Below are 22,023 nucleotides of genomic sequence, written 5' to 3'. Positions count from 1 at the left end.
TTGGCTCCGTTCTGTATTATGGGTTTGCATGTGTTCTCGGCACACTGATTAGACGTGTTTTTGGGAAGTAGGGTTTGAGCGCTAGAAAGATTAATACCGAAGAGTAATATTGCGCGAAGTCATTAGCAGAGGACTATGAATAGGGCAATCTTTGGAGTGTTGATGACGGCGACGTTGGCCGTGCAGGCCATTCCGGCTTGGGCGGCGACGGAAGTCGCCGTCGGACAGAAGGGCAGCATCGTCCTGCCCATCCATCTCGACGCGGACGCCGCGGCTCTGCCCGACGGCGTCGGCGTGAGCATCACGGCGCCTTCCGCTTTGACTCTTTTCACGCCCACGACGCGCGACACCGGCCCGCTCGAGCCGGGCCAGACCGTCTTCCTCTCCACCGACTACGAGGTCGCGCAGGGCGCGACCCCCGGCACCTTCAGCGTCTCCTTCAATCTGGACACCCACGGGGCGGACATCAGCGTCATCTCCGGCGTGCCTCAACAGGGCGCGAGCTTCCAGGTCCTCAGCGGCGAGCCGCTCGGACAGGACACGACTCCGCCGCAGACGACGGTCTCCTATGGGGCCCCGACCGCCGCGGCCGCCGGCGGGATCTATCTCTCGCCGCTCTCACATCTCACGCTCAACTCCTCGGACCCCGCCCCGGCGGGGCAGACCTCCGCGGGGGTCGCGGGGACCTACTCCCTTGTCGATACCGTCTTCGTCGATCACGCGACGACGCCCGGACAGCCCTATTACGCGTCGTTCGCGCTCGCCGCCGGCGTCCATTCACTCTACGGCTACAGCATCGACTTGGCCGGGAACATCGAGCAGCCGGCGGCGCAGACCGTCTATGTCGACGGGACCGCGCCCGCCAGCCATCTCGAAGTCTCCGGCAGCACCGGCCCCGTGAGCGGACCGCTCCTGCTCTCCTCGACCCAGGCGGTGGCCCTCCTCGCGGCGGACCCCGAGCTCGTCGCCGGCTCCGTGGCCGGCGCGGGCGTCAAGGAGATCCGGTTCTTCCTGAACGTGACCGCGGCGGAATGCGCCGGTACCCCGTATAGCCCGCTCGCCGCGCCGGGAAGCTGCGCCAACCCCGTCTATAACGGGGCCTTTGCCGTGGCGCCCGGCTCGCATACGCTCCAGTGGTACGCGCTGGACCGCGTCGGCAACGAGGAGTCCCTGCACAGCGCGCAGCTCGCCGTCGAGGCGAGAGATGAACAGGCCCCCGTAACGACGCTTGCCCTTGGCGGGCCCAGCTTCACTTCCACAGCGGGGACCCTCTACGTCTCCTCGTGGACGAGCATCAGCCTCGCCGCAGCGGACGCCTCGACCGCTTCCGTACAATCCGGGGTCCGTTCCACCGAATACTCCCTCGATGGAGCCCCCAGCCAGGAGTACACGACTCCCTTCGCTCTGCTCGAGGGAGCTCACATCGTCCGCTATCGGAGCATCGATAATGCCGGCAACGTCGAATCGACCCACACCCTGACGCTCGCGGCGGACGCGTCGGCGCCCCAACTCTCGTTCGTGCCCGATCCGGCGGGCCGCATCGCCGAGAACGGAGCCATCTACACTGTTCCGGGCGCCACCGTGACGGCGAGCGCCGTGGACCCCGTGAGCGGCGGAGTGACCTCCGGCTTGGCGTGGCTGCGCGGTTCCATCGACGGCGGGCTGGTCGTCGAGTCGACCACCTCGCTTCCATTGAGCTTCACTTTCACCGAAGGGGCGCATGCCCTTGCCCTCTCGGCCGAGGACGGCATCACGAACTCGGCGCAGGCCGTGCATACGGTCTACGCGGACGGCAGCGCGCCGGTCACGACGCTGAGCGTGCTGGGGGGCTACGGGGTCGACCCGGAGGGGCGGCGGGTGTTCTCGTCGACCTCGCCGGTGTTCCTGGACGCGTCCGACGCGGTCTCCGGGGTCGAGCGCACCTACTTCCTCGTCAACCATACCCCCGAAGAGTGCGGGTTCGGCGACGGGGAGCCGGTCGTCTACAGCACCATGCCCGCCGGGAGCTGCCAGAACCCGGTCTACACCTCCTCCTTCACCCTTTCCGCCGGCGCCTACGCGCTCCGCTACATGAGCGTGGACCTGCTCGGCAATGCGGAGACGATGAAGGTCTCCTCGCTCACCGTCACCGAGCCCTACGCCACCCCCGTCGACCCCACGGTCGCGTCTATAACGCCGAACACGGGCTACGACAACGGCTCCGTGAACGTGACGGTGAACGGGTCGGACTTTCAGCCGGGTGCGACGCTCGCCATCAGGCGAGGGGACCCTTCAGGTTCCGGCAGTTGGAGCACGACCGCGGGGTTGCATACGCCGCGGGATCTTCATTCGGTCGTCAAGCTCCCGAATGGGCAAGTGCTTGTGTGTGGAGGAACTGGTCCTGACGGTGCTTCGATCTCCAGCTGTGAGCTTTATAATTTGCTGACGGGTTCATGGACTATTACCGGGGCGATGAGCATTCCGCGCGCATCATTCGCACTCACGGTCCTTCCTAATGGGAATGTTTTAGCAACTGGCGGCAATAATATTCAGAATTTTACATCAAGTTATCTCGCTTCCGCTGAAATCTATAGTCCCGCTACTGGCTTGTGGGCCCCTGCACCAGCGATGGCTGAGAGTCGTTCGCTTCATGCCGCAATCCTTATGTCTGATGGCCGAGTCCTCGTGACTGGAGGAGTTGCGTCGAACGGGGCGGATGTTTTTTATAGGGGGAGTGAGGTTTATACTCCAGTTACAGATTCCTGGTCCTCGGTCGCTCCAATGCCTTCTCTTCGCTCTCATCACACAATCAATCATCTCTTGGATGGAAGGATTCTTGTCGTTGGCGGATGGATGCAGGGAGGAGATGCTGGGGGAGCAATCGTCTATAGCCCGACGAATGATCAGTGGGCTCCTACGGGGACGATGCAGAGTCCGCGCGCGATGCATACAGCAACTCTCTTATCTAATGGGAAAGTCCTCGTTGCTGGAGGAGACTATGGGGTCTATCAAGGTCTTTGTGAAATCTTCGACCCCGCGACAAACCTGTGGACTGCGACGAATTCGCTCGCTGGCTCTCGCACCAGCCATGCAGCGGTCGCACTCACCAGTGGGAAGGTCCTAGTCAGCGGGGGACTCGAAGCCGGTTCAGACAGTACTGCTGAATTATATGACCCAGCGGCAGGGACATGGTCTTCGATCGGAGTGTTGGATTCTTTCAGGGTGAGGCATAGTGCCATCACGCTCTCAGATGGTCGCGTCCTGCTCGCTGGAGGTGCCGGATACGGCGGATACAGCACGGTCAGCGCCCTGTATGCACCAGCGAGTGTGAACGTGAACGCCGGTGCCGTGAACGTGCTCGATTATAATCGGATGTCCGGACAACTGGATCTCACAAACCAGCCTATCGGTGCTTGGGATGTCGTCGTCACCAACCCTGATGGTCGCTCTGGCAAGCTCGCGCAGGGCTTCACTGTTCAGCATGCCGCCCCGCCGGCCGTGGTCACGGACCTCGCGATATCCGCCGTCAACATGCCCTTGGCGACCCTTTCGTGGACCGTGCCCGAGGGCGCGGTTGCCTATGAACTCCGCTGGGCCACCTACGCGCTCAATGCAGGGAACTTGGCCTCCGGCACGCCGATCAGCGTCGTGCCAGGGACGGCCGGGACGACACAGACCGCGGACGTGGACGTCGCGGTGGCGACGCGGCTCTACGCCGCCTTGCGCAGTCGTAGCGAGTCCGGGCTATGGTCCGAGTTGAGCAACATCGCGCAGGCGTATCTCACCACCGTTACCGTGGCATCCATACAGCCGAATTCGGGGTACGATACAGGCCCGATCAGCGTGAGTGTGCACGGGACAGGGTTCGAGAGCGACTCGCGGCTTATGCTGACGCGCGCCGGAGAGGGTTCGAGCGGAACCTGGAACTCGGCGGGAATATCAGGCATCGCGCACGGGGCGAATCCGATCGCGATCCGACTTGCGGATGGCCGCGTACTCTTCGCCGGCGGGCAGAACGGCGGGACGACGAGCGAGCTCTATGACCAGGCGCGCGGGACCTGGACGGCGACCGGGGCGATGAATACGGCGCGTACCAATAGCGCATCGATCCTTCTCGACGACGGCCGCGTACTCGTTGTCGGAGGGATGGACCTCGCCAGTGCCGAGATCTATGATCCCGCGACCGGGCTCTGGTCCGCGGCATCGAGCATGAGCACCGTCAGAAGCCATCCTGCGATTGCGCTTCTTCCGGACGGCAAAGTGCTCATCGCCGGCGGGTGGAATTGGGGCGGGAATCTCCAGACCACGGAAACATACGACCCGGTAGGGGGGAGTTGGACGTCATCGTCCGACATGCATTCGGCGCATCCGAACGCGACCGCTGCCCGACTCACGGGCGGTAAGATCCTTGTCATCGGCGGGGAAGGCGCGCCGGAAGTCTTCGACCCTGTGAGTCAGACCTGGACGCCGACCGGATCGATGGCGCAGGCGCACAACTCCGTGTACGGAATCGCGGCATTGACGGACGGCCGCGTCCTGATTTCCGGCGGGCCCAACTCGAACGCCGTCGAGATATACGATCCGGCGAGCAACCTTTGGATGCCGGCACGCTCCATGGACCTTGTGCGCACGTACGGGCACAGCGCGACGACTCTCCCGGATGGGAAGGTGCTGGTCGCGGGCGGCTATTCCGGACCGGCGAACATCGGACTCCTGTCCGACGCGGAGATTTACGACCCTGTGAGCGACACATGGGCGCTGGCGGGTACGTTCAGTCGCGCCCTGCATGCCGCGACGCTTCTCTCCGACGGACGAGTGCTGCTTGCTGGCGGATTCAGCGCCGCATGGGTCGATGCGGGAAGCGACCTCTATACGCCGGCGACGCAGACGATCGAGGCCGTGAATCTCAGCGCGGCCGGGCCAACGCAGATGGCTGGGACGCTCGACCTGACCGGAAAGCCGGCCGGAGCCTGGGACGTCGTCGTCACGAATGCCGACGCCCGCTCGGGCAAGCTCGCGCAGGGCTTCACCGTCCAGCACGCCGCCCCGCCGGCCGCCGTGACCGACCTCGCTATCTCGGCGATCTATCCGTCCTCTGTGACGCTCGCCTGGAGCGCGCCGGCGGATGTGGACGGCCACGAGCTGCGCTACGCGAGCTACGCGCTGAACGCCGTGAACTTCGCGGACGCCTCCTTGGCCGCGCCGACCGGCACTTCTTACACGGTCGAGAATCTGACCGAACCCGGCTTCTATGCGGCGGTGCGCGCGCACGGGAACTCGGGGCTCTGGTCCGAGTACGGCAACGTCGTCGGCCTCGCGCGCAGCACCGTGACGGTGAACGGCGCGCCAGAATTGGCCTTCTCGGGCAATCAGCCGGTCACTTCCGTCCTGCTCTCGGTCGCGGAGGGAACGGGTGCCGTGGTTTTGGCCACGGCGAATGCTCAGGGCCTCGTTGCGGTGAGTTCCATCTACGAACTCGGGCCCGAGAACACGACCTTCACGCCACCGGCCGTCCTCACTTTCCGCTACTCGCCCGAAGCGCTCATCGCGCTCGGCCTGACCCCGGCGGACATCGCCATCTACCATTACGATTCCGTTGCGGGACAGATGGAACTCGTCGCGGGGCAGAATCAGGACGAGGCCGCGCATACCGTCACGGCCCCGATCTCCAGCTTGACGTCCATTTACGGTCTGCTCGGGACGCCGGTAAACGCCTCTCCCGAACTTGACGTGCTCGCCCCGCGCACGAATCTGTACCTGGGCGCCGGCGGCGTCTACGGCGAGACGAACTACGCGAGCACCTCGACGCTCATCGGTTTCGAGGTGGTCGACGACTCCCGGACGGTGGGCGATCTCGCCGGGGTGGGCGTGGCCTATACCTCGTATACGGTGGACGCGGGAGACTACGTCGGCTTCGCCTCTTCTTTCACGATCGCGGAAGGGACGCACACATTGAGCTTCTTCAGCGTGGACCTGCTCGGCAACGCGGAAGTCGCGCACAGCACGACGGTCGTCGTGACGCCCGCGGCAGCTCCGCCGGTGTCGCCGACCGTCGCCTCTATACTGCCGAACTCTGGCTACGACAACGGTTCCGTTAACGTAACGGTGAACGGGTCGGACTTCCAGAACGGGGCGGCGCTCGAACTCGCTCGCGGCGACGCGTCCTCCACCGCAACGTGGACGACGGCGGCGTCGCCCGTGACGACGCGCTACTACCACTCTTCCGTTCGTTTGAAGGACGGCCGCATCCTCGTTTGCGGCGGCATCCGGTCGGATCAACAAGCCATCGCGGATACCGAGATATACGACCCGGCCAGTGGGACTTGGGCGACGACCGGTGCGATGAGCACGCCTCGCTCCCGCCATACGGCGACCCTCCTCCCGGACGGGAAGGTGCTCGTCGCCGGCGGCGACAACCCCTCCATGATGATGCCCGGGATGCCGATGCCCGTCTTTCAGGCGTCTGCCGAACTCTATGATCCGGTCGCAGGGACCTGGACCCCGACCGGGGCCATGGCCAATAGCCGCGCTTATCACAGCGCTACGACACTGGGCGACGATAAAGTGCTGGTCGTCGGCGGCTACAGCAACGGTGCGGAGCTCTACGACCCGGCGAGCGGCGTCTGGTCGCCCGCGCCGTCCATGGAAGAGCCGCATTCCGGGCACACGGCGACGCTGCTCGGCGACGGGAAGATCCTGATCGCCGGCGGCTGGGGGAACAGCGGCCCCGTCGGCGCGCTCATCCTGGACTTGTCGGCGGGGACGTGGACGCCCACGGCGGCGATGGCCAACCCGCGCATCGACCATGTCGCGGTTCTCTTGGGCGACGGGAAGGTTCTCGTCGCGGGCGGCGACTATGGGACCTACGCCGGCGGCGCCGAGATCTACGACCCGGGCACCGGGCTTTGGTCGGCGACGGCTGGGATGTCCAGGTACCGGGCTCGCCACAGCGCGGCCGCGTTGCCGGATGGACGGGTTCTCGTCGCATGGGGCACGGACACGATGGGGAGCCCCACCAACAGCGCAGAGATCTACGACCCGGCGGCCGCAAGCTGGTCGGATGCCGGGAGCTACGGCAACGGCGGGAGCGGGCATTCCACCGTCCGATTGTCGGACGGCAGGGTGATGCTCACCGGCGGATACGGGGTGAACGGATTCGCGACCGAAGCCGTCCTCTATGGGGCTCCACGCCTGTCGATCCCGGCGACCGCCGTGAGCGTCGCCGGCCCGACGCAGTTGAGCGGGACGCTCGACCTGACGGGCAAGCCCCTCGGCGCCTGGGACGTCATCGTCACGAACACCGACGGCCGTTCCGGCGCGCTGGCGCAGGGCTTCGCCATCCAGCATGCCGCTCCGCCGGCCGTGGTCACGGACCTCGCGGTATCCGTCGTCAACCCGCCCCTGGCGACACTCTCTTGGACAGTGCCCTCCGGCGCGGTCGCCTATGAGCTCCGCTGGGCCACTTATACGCTCAACGCCGCGAACTTCGCCTCCGGCACGTCGATCAGCGCCGTGCCGGGAACGGCAGGAATGACCCAGACCGCGGACGTGGACGTCGCGGTGGCGACGCGGCTCTACGCCGCCTTGCGCAGTCGTAGCGAGTCCGGGCTATGGTCCGAGTTGAGCAACATCGCGCAGGCGTATCTCACCACCGTTACCGTGGCATCCATACAGCCGAATTCGGGGTACGATACAGGCCCAATCAGCGTGAGTGTGCACGGGACCGGGTTCGAGAGCGACAGCATCCTCGCGCTGGTCCGCGGCGATGGGTCCTCAACCGCGACGTGGACGACGGAGACTCCTCCTTCGACGGCTCGCTATCATCATGCTTCCGTCCGCTTGAATGACGGGCGCATCCTCCTTTGCGGCGGAAGGAGGACGGATCAGCGCGCGATGCCGGACGCCGAGCTCTACGACCCGGCGAGCGGGACATGGGCGACGACCGGCGCGATGAACACCCCGCGCGCGAATCATACGGCGACCCTGTTGTCGGACGGGAAGGTGCTCGTCGCCGGCGGCGACAACCCCGGCATGATGATGCCTGGCATGCCGATGCCCGTCTACCAGGCCTCCGCGGAGATCTTCGACCCGGCCGCCGGGACTTGGACCCCGACCGGGACCATGACCTCTCCTCGGGCGTATCATACCACCACCCCGCTCGCCGACGGGAAAATCCTCGTCGTCGGCGGCGGCAACAGTGGAGCGGAGCTCTACGACCCGGCGGCCGGGACCTGGTCGGCGGCCCCGTCCATGCCCGAGGCGCGCACCGGACATACGGCGACCCTGCTCGGGAACGGGAAGATCCTGGTCGTGGGCGGCAGTCTCGGCGGAGGACTCCTTTTGGACTTGTCAGCGGGGACATGGACGCCCACGTCGGCGATGGTCAGCTCGCGCATCGACCATGCCGCAGTGCTCTTGGGCGACGGGAAGGTGCTCGTCGCGGGCGGCGACTATGGGACCTACGCCGGCGGCGCCGAGATCTATGACCCGGTTACCGGGCTCTGGACGGCGACGGCGGGGATGTCCCGATATCGGGCCCGGCACAGCGCGGCCGTGCTGCCGGACGGGCGGGTGCTCGTCGCGTGGGGCACGGAGGGGAATGTCACCCCCACGAACATCTCCGAGATTTATGATCCCAAGACTGCGAGCTGGACGGACGCCGGGAGCTTTGGCAACGGGGGAATCGGACATTCCGCCGTTCGGCTGCTCGATGGGCGGGTGATGCTCACCGGCGCCGGATATGGGGTGAGCGGCTTTGTGAACGAGACTGTCTTCTACGGAGCGCCGAGTCTGTCGATACCGGCGACCGTCGTGAACGTGGCCGGCCCGACGCAGTTGAGCGGGACGCTCGACCTGACGGGCAAGCCCCTCGGCGCCTGGGACGTCGTCGTCACGAACCTCGACGGCCGCTCGGGTAAGCTGGCGCAGGGCTTCACGATCAACGCTGTCAACGCCGCGCCCGAACTGGACGTGCTCGCCCCGCGCACACAGCTGATTCTGGGCGCCGGCGGAGTCTACGGCGAGACGAACTACGCGAGCACCTCGACGCTCATCGGCTTCGACGTGGTCGACGATTCCCGGACGGTCGGGGATCTCGCCGGCGTGGGCGTGGCGTACACCTCGTATACGGTGGACGGCGCGGAGTTCCTCGCTTACACATCCTCCTTCACGCTCGCCGCGGGCACGCATACGCTCGCGTACTTCAGCGTGGACCGGCTCGGCAACGCGGAAGTCGCGCACAGCACGACGGTCGTCGTGACGCCCTGCGCCGCCTCCGTCGACCCCATGGTCGCGTCCATCACGCCGAATTCGGGAAGAAACAACGACGCTGTGAGCGTAGTCGTAGACGGGGAGAACTTCCAGCCCGGCGCGACGCTCTCCATCTCGAAGGGAGATCCGTCTTCGCTGCCGTCCTGGATGACGGGCACAAGCATTCCGACGGCGAGAGCGTATCATGCTTCTGTCCGTCTGCCTGACGGGAAGATATTCGTCTGCGGCGGCATGACTACTGCGGGAGTGACGACGGACACCGCAGAGCTCTATGATCCGGTCGCTAAGGAATGGGCCCCCGTCCCTTCCATGTCCACGACGAGACTGTTCCATACCGCGACCCTGCTGAGGAACGGGAAAGTCCTGGTCGTCGGAGGATCGTCCCCGCCATCCGCGCTCTCGTCTGTCGAGATGTTCGACCCTATCGCGAGGACCTGGTCTCCCGTCGCGACGATGCACACCGCAAGGAGCGGACATGAGGCGGTTCTCCTTGCCGATGGACGTCTCGTTGTCGTCGGAGGCGCGGACAGTAACGGTATCCCTCTGTCAGGCGTCGAGAGCTACGATACGCAGGCCGGTGGATGGACGGAGATGGCTAACATGCCGTCGCCCCGTATGTCCTTTGCGGCTACGCTGCTTGCTGACGGGAAGAGACTTCTCATCACCGGGGGCATGGACGCCGGCTATCAGAAGAGCGCGGATGCTTTCATCCTGGACTCCACGAACGGAACCTGGAGCCAGACGGGCTCGATGACGATTCCTCGCAAGGTACATCGAGGGGCGCTCCTCACGAACGGCAAAGTCCTTGTCACTGGTGGGAACGGGACGGAAGCGGATCAGACTGAGCTCTACGACCCTGCGACAGGGGCCTGGGTTGCTGCCGCCCCCATGTATGCAGGGCGCGGGGACCATGTCATGACGGTCCTGCCGAGCGGGAAAGTCCTCGTCGTCGGCGGGCAGGACCACCGCAGCATGCCGATGCCGAACTATCCGACACTCGCTGAAATCTTCGACCCGTTGACAGGGACATGGATTGACGCCGGGGCGCTCAGTGCAGGTCGCTCATGGCTCACAAGCGTCAGACAGTCGGATGGGAAGATCATGGTCGTTGGTGGACTGAACGAATACGGCGCCATGACGAACGTCGATGAGTTCATCCCCCCCGACTATACGCGACTCCTCGCTTCTGGAACCACATCGGAGGGCACAACACGAATCTTCGGCATGCTGGAACTCACAAATCAGTCGGCTGGCGTTTGGGACGTCATCGTCGCCAATCCTGACGGCCGCTCGGGGACGCTGGCGGGGGGCTTCACGATCAACGCCGTCGTCGCAACGCCTGAACTGGACGTGCTCGCCCCGCGCACACAGCTGATTCTGGGCGCCGGCGGAGTCTACGGCGAGACGAACTACGCGAGCACCTCGACGCTCATCGGCTTCGACGTGGTCGACGATTCTCGGACGGTCGGGGATCTCGCCGGCGTGGGCGTGGCGTACACCTCGTATACGGTGGATGCTGGAGAGTACCTCGCTTTCACCTCGTCGTTCACGCTCGCCGCGGGCACGCATACGCTGAGCTTCTTCAGCGTGGACCGGCTCGGCAACGCGGAAGTCGTAAAGAGCTCGCCCATCGTCGTGGACGGGCAGGCGCCGACCATCGCCTGGTCCATCGAGGACGGCGACATGCTGGTGCGCCACGACCTCGTGCAGGCGACGTTCAGCGATCCCGAGGTCCTCGCGGGCGTCGCGGGCAGCGGCGTCCAGGCGCCGCAGGTGCAAGTGTTCCTGGACGGGACGGACCTGTCGGACCGGGTGCAGTATTCCGAAGGAAACGCGATGTGGACCTGGAGCATCCCGAAGGGCTTCCCCGTGGGGAGCCACCATCTCCTGGCCCGCGCCTGGGACCGAGCGGGGAACGCCGCGGAGTCGGAGACGCACTTCTACCACACCCTACTCACCGTCGCGGACGCCTCGACGAACACCGTCACGCTGCAGTGGCTGGAGCCGCCGTACGTCGAGAGCTACGAGATCCGGTGGGCCACCTATCCCTTCCGTGCGGATTTCCCGTCCGGGACGCTAACGACCGCTCCCGCGCCGACCGGCGCCGGGACGGAGCACTTCCTCACCCTCGAAGGCATCGACGCTCCGTCGGTCTATGTCATCGGGAAGGTGACGCGCTTCTCACGGACGGACAAGTACAGCAACACGGTGACGGTCGTCCGCAGCGAGACGCTCGTCGACGGACGCCCGGACGGCATGCTGCAGGCCGACTGGCCCGTGACGATGTCCGAGCTCGCGCTCGACGGGGGGGCGGGGAGCGAGTTTCTCGCCGCCGCGACGGCGCAGGGATTGACCCGACTCGGCGGGATCTACGAGCCGGGTCCGCCCGGCGAGCGGCTCGATCCCGCGGCGCGCATGAAGTTCGCGTATTCGCCCGCGGCGCTGGCGGCGCTGGGGATGAGCCCGGCGGACGCCGCGGTCTACCAGTTCATCGCCGGAAGCGGTCTCGTGCCCGTGGAGCCCCAGAGCGTGCAGGAGTCCTCGCGGACCTATACGGTGTGGCTCTCCTCCTTCACTTCGGCCTACGGCCTCTTCGGCTTCGTGCACGCCCTGCCGGACGTCCTGGCTCCGCGCACGAGCATCGTCCTCGGCGCGGGGGGACTCGCGGGCGGCGTGAATTATGTGAACGCCGCGACGCCGATCTCCTTCAGCGTGGAAGACGACTCGCGCACCGCGGGCGATCTTGCGGGCGTGGGCGTCGCGTACAGCTCGTACAGCATCGACGGCGGGGAGTATCTCTCCTACATGACGCCGTTCACCCTGCCTGCGGGAGAACACTCGGTCCGGTACCTGAGCGCGGACCTCGCCGGCAACGTGGAACCTCCGCACAACGCCTCGTTCATCGCGGATGCGCAGGGCCCGCAAATCACGATCACCTCGCCCGCGGCCGGGGCGTATGTGACGACGGCCTTGCCGGAGATACATGCGGAGGTCGTCGATTCCGGCTCCGGCGTGGCCACGGATACGATCCGCATGCTGTTGGACGACGTACAGGTCCCCGCGGCGTTGCAGATGCCGTCGGGCTTGGGCGCATGGGACTCCGCCGGGACGATGCCGGAAGCCATGAGAGGGGTCGCGAGCGTCCGCTACATGGACCGCATCTACGTCCTCGGCGGCGTCAGCGACCCGGTCCCGATGATCGCGTCCGTGCGCCATGCGCAGATGGGCGCGGACGGACGGATCGGGGCGTGGACGGAGACGACGCCGCTGCCGGAAGGGGTCTCCCTGCCCGCCGTGGCTTTGCTCGGCAACCGGATCTACGTGGCCGGCGGTCACGCGGCGAGCGGGATCATGTCCACGGCCTATTACGCGGACATCCAGGGTGATGGGAGCGTGAGCGCCTGGCAGCCCGCGGGACAGCTGCCTTATGCGGACGGAGTGGGCTACAACGGGCTGGTCGCGGTAGGCGAGCACCTCTATTTCGTCGGAGGAGAACGCCCCGGCTGCATCCTCAGCTCGCAGGTGTTCTACGCGAAAGCCTGTCCCGCGGGACTGTGTCATCCCGTCGACGGGAATAGTTCCGCGCCTTGGGCCGCGACCGCCTCGTTGCCGCAGGGGCTGAACCTCCCTGGAACGGCGGCGCGCCGGGATTGGCTCTACATCACCGGCGGGAATCTGAACGGGTGCGGCGCGAACCGCACGGATTCGACGTACCGCGCGCACGTGCAAAGCGACGGCACGCTGTCCGCATGGGAGCAACTGGCCGATCGGAATCTCCCGGCCGCCGTGGCCGGACATGAGGTGTTCGTCTCCGGCGACCGCCTCTACTCCATGGGCGGGGAGACGTATGCGACGGGCTCCGAGATCCAGGACGTCTGGTCCTCCGCGCTGGGCGAGGACGGAAGCATGGGCCCGTGGCGGAGCGAGACGCAGCTTCCCGAAAGAAACGCCTATATGTCCGCGGTGGAGTACGGCGGCCGTCTGTGGATGGCCGGCGGATTCTCTCCCGACGGGCAGAACAAGGACGCGGTGCTGAGCAGCGTGCTGCTCGCGGGGAAGACGCTTTTGAGCTATGTGCCGGCGACCGCGCTGCCTGGAGGCCTCCATAGAGTGCGGGTGAGCGCGCAGGACCGGGTGGGGAACGCGTCTGAGGCGGAGTCCGACTTCACCGTGCCGAATTTCGTCTCCCTCACCCCGTCTTCCGGTCCCATCGGCATCCCCTTCACCCTCAGCGGCTCGGGCTTCGGCGCCTACGCCGGAGCGAACACCCGCGTGAAGTTCGGCTCACTCTCGGCGCCGGTGTCGGTCTGGAACGACACGACCATCTCCGGCACCGTGCCGGGCCTCCCGCCCGGGACCTATGCGGTGGCCGTGGAGCGTCAGCACGCCTCCAGCATGAGCGCGACGAACGCGGGGAACTTCATCGTCCTCGCTCCGGCCGCCGCCGCCATGACCCCGTCTTCGGCGCCCATCGGCACGCCGTTCACGCTCGCCGGGACGGCGTTCGGGCCCTATAATGGAGCGAACACCGTGGTGCTCTTCAATGGGACCACGGCGCCGCTCTCGGTGTGGAACGACACGACCATCACCGGCACCGTGCCGGGCGTCGCTCCGGGCGCGGCGGCCGTCACGGTGGTCCGCCGGACCGCCGACGGCGGCTTCGTCGAGAGCGCTCCACTCGCCTTCGAGATCGTCGTCCCCGTCATCGCAAGCGTCACGCCCTCCAGCGGCCCCATCGGCGTCGGCTTCTCCCTGACCGGCACGGGCTTCGGTCCATACAATGGCGCGAACACGCTCGTGCTCATGGGCGGGGCCACGGCCGCGCTCTCGGTCTGGAACGACGCCCTCATCAGCGGCACGGTCCCGGGAGCGCTCGCGCCCGGTCTCCACCCCGTCGTCGTCCGGCGCGTCACCGCGGACGGCGGCGTCAGCGAGAGCGCCTCGGCCTTCTTCGCGGTCGAGGGGCTGAGCGTCGCCTCACTCTCGCCCTCCTCGGCGCCCATCGGGACGCCGTTCACCATCGCCGGCGCGGACTTCGGCCCCTACGACGGCGCCAACACGCGCGTCCTCTTCGGAACGGTCTCCGCGCCGCTCTCGCTCTGGAACGATGCGGCCATCATGGGGACGGTCCCCGGTCTCGCGGTCGGCAGCTACGACGTCGTCGTCGAACGGCGGCAGGGGACGTCGACGAGCTCGACCTCGGCCGGGACTTTCACGGTCCTCCAGCCGGCCGTCGCATCCGTTACGCCCTCCTCGGGCCCCATCGGCGTCGCCTTCACCCTGACGGGGAGCGCTTTCGGGCCCTACAACGGGGCGAACACCGTCGTCCTGATGGGCGGCGCCACCGCGCCGCTCTCGGTCTGGAACGACACGACTATCACCGGCACCGTCCCGGGCGTCCTGACCGCCGGCACGTACGCGCTCGTCGTGCGCCGGGTCACCGCCGACGGCGGCTCTTCCGAGAGCTCTGGGGCCTCTTTCCATGTCACCGGGCCGAGCATCGCCGCCCTCACACCCTCGAGCGGTCCCATCGGCGTGCCCTTCACCCTCACCGGGACGGACTTCGGGACCTATAACGGCGCGAACACGCGCGTGAAGTTCGGCGAAACCGTCGCCGCGCTCTCGCTCTGGAACGACACGACCATCGCCGGCACCGTACCGGGCCTCTCCGCGGGGACCTGGGAGGTCGTCGTCGAGCGCCAGCAGGGCGCGGACGTCGTGCGCAGCGCGAGCGCGGCGTTCACCGTGCTCGTTCCGGGAATCGCGTCCGTCACGCCGTCCTCGGCCCCCATCGGAGCGCCGTTCACCATCAAAGGAGCGGGCTTCGGCCTCTACGCGGGAGCCAACACCCGGGTCCGCGTGGGCGGACTGCTCGCGCCGCTCTCGCTCTGGAACGACACGACCATCACCGGGACGCTGCCGGCGGCGAGCACCGGGACCCAGCCGCTCGTCATCGAGCGGGTGACGGGAGCGACGCTCGCGACGAGCGATACTTTCTACTTCGAGATCCTCGCGCCGGTCGTCGCCTCGCTGACGCCGTCCTCGGCTCCCATCGGCGCGCCCTTCAGCATCAAGGGTGCGGGCTTCGGGCCCTACGCGGGCGCGAACACCCGGGTCACGATCGGCGGCGTCGCCGCGCCGCTCTCGGTGTGGAACGACACGACCATCACCGGCACCGTTCCCGGCGCGGCGTCGGCCGGGGCGGCGACGCTGCTCGTCGAGCGGCTCGTCGCGGGCGGCGGCTATTCGGCCTCGACGCCGCACGCCTTCGAGGTCCTCGTCCCGCGCATCGACACGATGACCCCGGACGGCGGCCAGGGCGGGACCGCGTTCACGCTCGCCGGCGCGGGCTTCGGCCCCTACGCCGGCTCGGCCAGCCGGGTACTCTTCGGCGGGACGCCGGCCGCGCTGAGTCTCTGGAACGACACGGCCATCCGCGGCGTTGTGCCGAGCGCGTTGGCGGTGGGGACCTATACGGTCGTCGTCGAACGGACGCCTTCGGGCGGGACGGTCCGCAGCAACGAGGTCCTCTTCACGCTCGGGGCTCCGGTCGGCGGGGCCGCTCTGCGGCTGTCGCCGGAAACGGCCGAGCCCGTCCGGCCGGACTGGCATTACGAGGCGCGCCTGGCCCTCCCGGCCGCCGAAGGCGGCCGCATCGAGACGCCCGCGCGCGCCGCCGTCGAGCTCCCGGCCAACGCCCTCGACGAGGAGAAGGAACTCACCATCGCCAAGGCCGCGGCGTCGGGCTCCCAGAACGGGGTCCGCGCGAGCGCGCAGGCGCGCGAGGGCATCGCCCCGGCCGGTCCGGCCATCGAGTTCGGCCCCGAGGGGACCGAGTTCAAGGCGCCGGTCATCATCGAGCTCCCGTACTCGCCCAAGGACCTGGCGGCGGGACAGAGCGAGGACGGCGTGGCCGTCCATTACTGGGACCCGACGGCGAAGGCATGGGTCGCGCTTCTGAGCGAGGTGGACAAGGCGCGCCGGACCGTGCGCGCACGGACCACGCACTTCTCCCTCTATCAGCCCATGGCCGCCGCTCCGAGGGTCTCGGCCGCGAGCGAGAGCTTCGCCCTGCGCGAGGTCTACGTCTTCCCGAACCCGGCCCGCGCGGGCGCCAAGCCGACCTTCCACGTGGAGGTCGGGCCGGCCGATACGCTCGCCATCCGGGTCTACGACGTCTCGGGCGCGCTCGTGCACGAGCATGAGATGACGGGGCCGCCGGGCGTCGTCGACGACGGCGCCGGGCCGGAATACGCGTTCGAATACGTCTGGGAAGGCCGCATCCCGAGCGGGGTGTACTTCTACGCCGTCGAGGCGAAGAAGGCGGGACAGGGGAGCTTGCGCAAGACCGGCAAGCTCGGGGTGGTGAGGTAGCCATGAAACTCTACAAGCTCCTCCTGTCGACCCTGCTGCTGGCCGCGCCGACCTCGGCCGCGCTGAACTCCGGCGCCGCGTTCCTCAAGATCGGGACCGGGGCGCGTCCTGAAGCCATGGGCGGGGCCTACACGGCCCTGGCCGACGACGTCAACGCGCTCTACTACAACCCGGGCGGGCTCTCGAACCTGGGAAAGCAGGAGGTCGGGTTCACTCACACGCAGTGGCTCATGGACACGACCTTCGACTTCTTCGGCTTCGCCCAGCCCTTCAAGGCCGGGACGCTGGGGCTGAGCGCCGCGCGCCTGGGCAGCGGCGGCTTCGAGGGCCGCGACGAGAACCGGCGGGTCACGAGCGCGTTCTCGGCCTCGGACACCGCGCTCACTCTCGGCTTCGGCCGGATGTTCAAGGGGTTCACCGCCCACGGCGACACGGGCTTCGGCATGAACGTGAAGTACCTCGAGAGCGCCATCGGCTCGGACAAGGCCTCGACCTTCGCGGCCGACTTCGGGGCGGTGCATAAGCTAGACGCCCTGCCGATGTCGCTGGGCGTCTCGGTGCTGAACGTGGGCCAGGGGATGAAGTTCCTCGACCAGCGCGACCCGCTGCCGCTCTCCGTCTCGGTGGGAGCGGCCTATCGGGTCGCCGGGGCCCTCAACATCGCGCTGGACGTGCGGCAGGAGCCCAACGACGGAGGAACGAGCGTCGGGGTGGGCACCGAGTACGCGCTCATCCAGGGCTTCGCCCTGCGTGCCGGCTACGCCAGTCAGGCGGCACGGACCGCGATCGGCGGCGGTTCTCCTCTGGGAGGGATCGGCGGCGGGTTCGGGCTCAAGATCCGCAACTATCGCGCCGACTACACCTTCACGCCCTTCGGCGAGCTCGGCAACGTGCAGCGCATCTCGGTCGGCGCCCGCTTTTAGCGGACGCTGCCGCGCTGACTTTCGGTTGAGTGCCTGTCACTCTCCTAATGGCGCTTTCTCCCAATGACTGGATTACGCGCAAAGGGGGCGTTTAGTTCCATTAGGAGAGTGACAGGCACCGGTTTTCGCTGGAGGGGCTCTAGGAGTCCGTCCGAGTAATAGCGTATTCCCCGGAGGCATCAGCCTGAGCCGTGCGCAAGGCGCGACGAGCGAGCATAGCTTCGCTATGTGAGCGAGGAGCAACGCGGCGCACGGCCGGGATGGGGCCTCCCGCTCTTCCTCAGAAGTCATGGGAGGAGCGGGTCGCGCGCTATCGGGCTGCGACGGCGTCGCTCGTCGCTTACATAGCCGCAGCTATGCGCGCTCCTCGCTCCTTGTCTCGCTCCAACAGCACGCGACCGGAGAACACGCTATTACTCGGACGGACTCCTAGGGCATACGGACCATCATGAACTCCGGGGAGTAGTTGCCGACGGCGTCGATGTTGACGGCTCCGCAGGTCTGCCGGACCTCCGTCGAAACGTAATCCCCCGCGTTCAGGTAATAGAGGGCGTCGAGAGTCGTGGAATCGAGGGAGTTGCCGTTGCTGTAGAACTCGTTGCGCGCGATTTGAGTCGCTCCATTGTAGACGATAGCGAACCATTTGAAACAGGCTCCGGCGAATTGGGCGAATTCCACGCTCAATGTGATGTGATAGACGCCCGGGATGGGGGCTGTTAGCCGGCCGGTGTTCACCGTGGTGCTGTGCATGTCCACGGGGTCGAAGCGCTCGCTGTTGAAGGTCAGCGGGGTCACGGTGTTGATGGCGGTGGGGATCGCGGCGCTGTTGTAAACCCGTACCGCGATGGTGCGGCTGCTGATGAAGGTCCCCTGGGTATAGACGTCGCCCGCGCCGGTGATGGAGAGCATCTTGCTCGTCCCCGTCGAGACCGCGAGCACGTCCCCGCTCGTCGACGTGGGCGCGGTGACATGCAGGGTCGCGCCGGGGTTCGGCTCGCCGATCCCGACGCGTCCGGCCGGGGTGACGTTGAGGTAGCGGGTCGCGCTGCCTCCGTTATATTGGATGGAGAAGGTATTGGTCGGCGTGGGCGCGCCGGTGTTGTCGACGAGCGTCTGCCAGAGGTCGCTGGTGTCGACGCGGTAGTTGTAGCCCGCCATCCGCGTCCCCGAGAAGCTGTCGTTGTTGGCGCTGATCTGCGTGCTCGTCGCCGCCCGGTAGACCTCGAGACCGGTCGCGGGAGAGTTCGTGCCGACGCCGATGCGAGGCCCGGAGAGGATGCTGAAGCTCTCCGCGCCCGGGGTCGCCTCGCTGGCGTGGCCGGTGAAGAAGCGGAACTTCCCGCCGCTGAAGAGGTCGAAGGAACCGGCGCTGACGCCGAGGCCCATCTTATAGCTCACCGCGTCGTCGTAGAGGACGATCTTGTTCGCGCTGGCGTTGCCGGCGTTGTCGTACTGGTTGTCGAAGAGGAGCCGGCCGTTGCTGGGGCTCGCGACGGCCGAGCCGACGGCGCCGGCGCCGACGGAGGTGCTCGTCGAGTAGATGGTCACGTCTCCGGCCGCGCTCAGGCGCATGCGCTCGGAGAGGATGTTCCCGTCCACCTTGGTCCAGAGACTGAGCCGCCCGCCGCGGTCGGCGGCGGCGGCTCCCTGCGTGTAGGCCGCGACGGCGGCGAGGCGCTTGCGGTCGGCGCTGACCGTGTTGGCGTCGAAGACGAAATCCGCGCTCCCCACGGGGATCCCGTTGGCGTCCGCCGCCGTCGAGGCGAGCTCGAGGTTCGCGAAGGCGGGAGCGCTCACGGTCAGGGTCGTCTGGGTACCGCCGCGGCCGAGGAGGTTGGGGGTCGCGGTGTTGACGCCGACGTGCCCGGTCGACATGAGGCGCAGGAGCACGCCGCCCGGGGTCCCTTCGTTGACATGGCTCCCGTAGAAGACGTGGTCGCCGAAGGAGAAGTAGTCCAGGCTGCCGGTCCCGAGCGCGTTGCTCACGCCGAGGCCGTAGCGTGCCGCGCCGTTGTCGAAGAGCTGGAGCTTGTTCGCGCTGGGGCTGCCGGCGTTGTCGTACTGGTTGTCGAAGACGATGCGGCCGTCGGAGGGAGAGGCGCTCGCGCCTCCGCCGGAGGAGTTGAGCTTGAAGTTGCCGCCGCTGAGCTCGAGGTGGTTCTGGGGGTCGCTCGTCCCGATGCCGACGCGGCCGTTCTGGGTCACGACCATGGTCCCGTCGCCGATGGAGAAGAGCCCCGAGGGCGCCGAGGTCCCGATGCCGACGCTTCCGGTGAAGGAGGAGACGAAGAGCGCCGCCCCGGCCGTCGGCGAGGAGGAGACCGAGAGCCCGCCGTGGGAGATGTCGAGCGTGCCCTCGATGGTCTTGGCCATGAGCGCGTAGGGGACCGCGTAGAGCTGCTCGCGCGGGGCGAGGATCGTGGCGTCGACCTGCACCTCGACGAAGCGGTCGCCGCCCCCGGCCAGCGCGGTGGTGGACACGGAGATGACGGTGTTGAAGAGGCCCTGCTGGACGCTGATGGCCTGCGCGGCGCTCGACCAGAGCAGGTTCCCGCCCGTGAGCGCGTCGTAGACGCGGAAGGTCATCGACTTGGCGCCCGTCACCGGGTAGCCGCTCTCCTCGAGGCGGCCCTGGTAGTTGAAGCCGGAGGGCACGCTGCCCGGCGAGGCGGTCGCCGCCGGGAGGAACTGCGCGGCCGCGGCGCCGGCGCCCAGCACGAGGATGAAGGCGGCGACGGAGATGGAGTCTTTCATAGGGCCTCTCACCGGATGACCATGATCTTTCCCCGGCGGGGCTTCTGGCCGGGGGAGTTGACGACGAAGATGTAGACGCCGCTCGCGAGACGCTCCCCGCGCTCGTTGGCGACGGGGGTCCAGACGTACTGGTCGGTCGGGTCGAACTTCTTCAGGCGCTTGACGCGCTCGCCGGAGACGGTGTAGACGTCGATGGCGGCCTCGGCGCTGAGCTGGGTGAAGGTGAGCGCGACGTGCCCGCGCGCGGGCTCGAAGGGGATGGGGAAGGCGTGGGCGGCGTCGTTGGTGTCGCGCGCGCCGCGCACCGCGCCCAGCGGTCCGGGCGTGAGGGTGAGGCCTCCGCCGGTCATCGGGACGGCCTGCAGGGCGCCCATCGTGTAGCTGTGGGTATAGGCGCCGCCGGAGGCGGTGCCGGCGCCCGGGACGATGGTCGAGCTCTTGAGCTTGAAGACGCCGCCGACCATCGTCGTGAGGGCGAGCGCGGCGGCCGCGCCGAGGGCGGCGGCGAGGACGGCGAGGAGGAGGACGAGGGGGCGTTTCATGGGTTCACCTTGAGGACCTCGGGGTTGTCCTCGTAGGGCGCGGGCGGCGGGGGCGCCGCGCGCCGCTCCCGCGCGGCCTTCGGGGCCTGCGGGCGGGCCGGGTTCCACCAGGGCTCGGAGACCCGGCGCGGGTAGCTCCAGCTCGGGACCTTCGGCTGGCCGAAGCGGAAGGTGATCCCGACGCGGTGGGCCATCGAGAGGTCCCCGTGGTCGCTGAAGGAGTAGTCGAGGTCGAAGGAGGGCATGCGCCCGACGTCGCCGTCGTTGACGAGGATGCCGACGCCGAGCGAGAGCCCGAGGCCGGTGTCCCGGCTCCCGTTGTAGCCGGCCCGGAGGGCGAGGATGTAGAGCGTGCGGAACTCCGCGCCGAGCGAGACGTACGCGTCGTTGTCGGAGGGCACGGTGACGTCCCCGGCGAGGGTGAGGACGTGCTTCTCGCGCAGGGTGCGCAGCGGCGTGAAGGAGGCGCCGGCCTTGAACAGCCGCGGCAGGGGCGCGGCGTCCTGCACGAAGCGCATGCTCCCTCCGAGGTTCAGCAGGGAGGCGCCGAGGCGCAGGCCGCGCCAGCGCGATTCGTAGAGCACGCCGGCGTCGTAAGCCGTGGCCTGCGCGCGGTGGTTGTCGAGGCGCGAGCGGATGTGCTTCGCGGCCGCGCCCACGTGGAACTGCTCGCCGAAGGTGTTCGCGTACGCCAGCTCGTAGGCGGCGTCCTGCGCCCCGACCTTGCCCGTCGGCTGGTCGTTCTCGTCGTAGGCCGCGAAGGGCTCGACGTAGAAAAGGCTGACCGCCGCCCCGAAGGTCCCGAGGCGGTCGGTGGGCATGGCGAAGGCGCCCCACTCGTGGTGGATGCCCTCGAGGTACTCGTTGTGCATCATCGCGAGCTCGTTGCGCCGCAGCGAACCGAGGCCCGCCGGGTTGTAGGCGACGGCGTTGACGTCGTCGGCGAGGCCGGTGAAGGCCTCGCCCATGGCGGCGGCGCGCGGGCCGACGCCGAGCTTCAGGAAGTTCGCCGAGGTGGTGCCGGGGCCGCCCGCGCGGGCGGCGAGGGGGAGGAGGGACAGCAGGAGGAACGCCGCGAAGGGGCGGAGGACGCTCAGGGGACGGCGGAGGATGGACAGGTGCACGTGCCCCCGGAGTATGCCCCCCGGCTGTTAACAAAATACTACGGGCTTATTAACAAT

General features: G+C 67.6%; 5 protein-coding genes. 2 read left to right on the top strand and 3 right to left on the bottom strand.

Annotated elements, in window-relative coordinates; all coding sequences use genetic code 11:
* Positions 1-162 precede the first annotated feature (162 nt).
* Entirely contained in the window at positions 163-16,623 is a 16,461-nt protein-coding gene (locus WC969_06950; GenBank protein MFA6029572.1) for a kelch repeat-containing protein, read from the top strand.
* A 2-nt stretch (positions 16,624-16,625) separates the two neighbouring features.
* Positions 16,626-17,546 (top strand): PorV/PorQ family protein, encoded by a 921-nt coding sequence (locus WC969_06945; protein ID MFA6029571.1) that lies wholly within the window; start codon positions 16,626-16,628, stop codon positions 17,544-17,546.
* Positions 17,547-17,975: 429 nt separating this feature from the next.
* On the opposite strand, the gene WC969_06940 is transcribed toward WC969_06945, so the two are convergent.
* From WC969_06940 to WC969_06930, 3 genes are read right to left on the bottom strand one after another with little or no spacing between them, the layout of a single operon-like run.
* Positions 17,976-20,300, bottom strand: a complete 2,325-nt coding sequence (locus WC969_06940) for a hypothetical protein (GenBank protein ID MFA6029570.1) — start codon at positions 20,298-20,300, stop codon at positions 17,976-17,978.
* 8 nt (positions 20,301-20,308) lie between these two features.
* Positions 20,309-20,842: a T9SS type A sorting domain-containing protein gene (locus tag WC969_06935; protein MFA6029569.1), complete on the bottom strand. Its 534-nt coding sequence runs from the start codon at positions 20,840-20,842 to the stop codon at positions 20,309-20,311.
* Positions 20,839-21,966: a PorV/PorQ family protein gene (locus WC969_06930; protein MFA6029568.1), complete on the bottom strand. Its 1,128-nt coding sequence runs from the start codon at positions 21,964-21,966 to the stop codon at positions 20,839-20,841. Before WC969_06930 ends, WC969_06935 begins: the two co-directional genes overlap by 4 nt.
* Between the last annotated feature and the right edge of the window lie 57 nt (positions 21,967-22,023).

The organism is Elusimicrobiota bacterium (assembly GCA_041660925.1).
Taxonomy (GTDB): domain Bacteria; phylum Elusimicrobiota; class Elusimicrobia; order UBA1565; family UBA1565; genus JBAZUV01.
The sequence above is the reverse complement of the archived record's forward strand: the minus strand, read 5'-3'. Positions and strand labels throughout refer to the sequence as shown.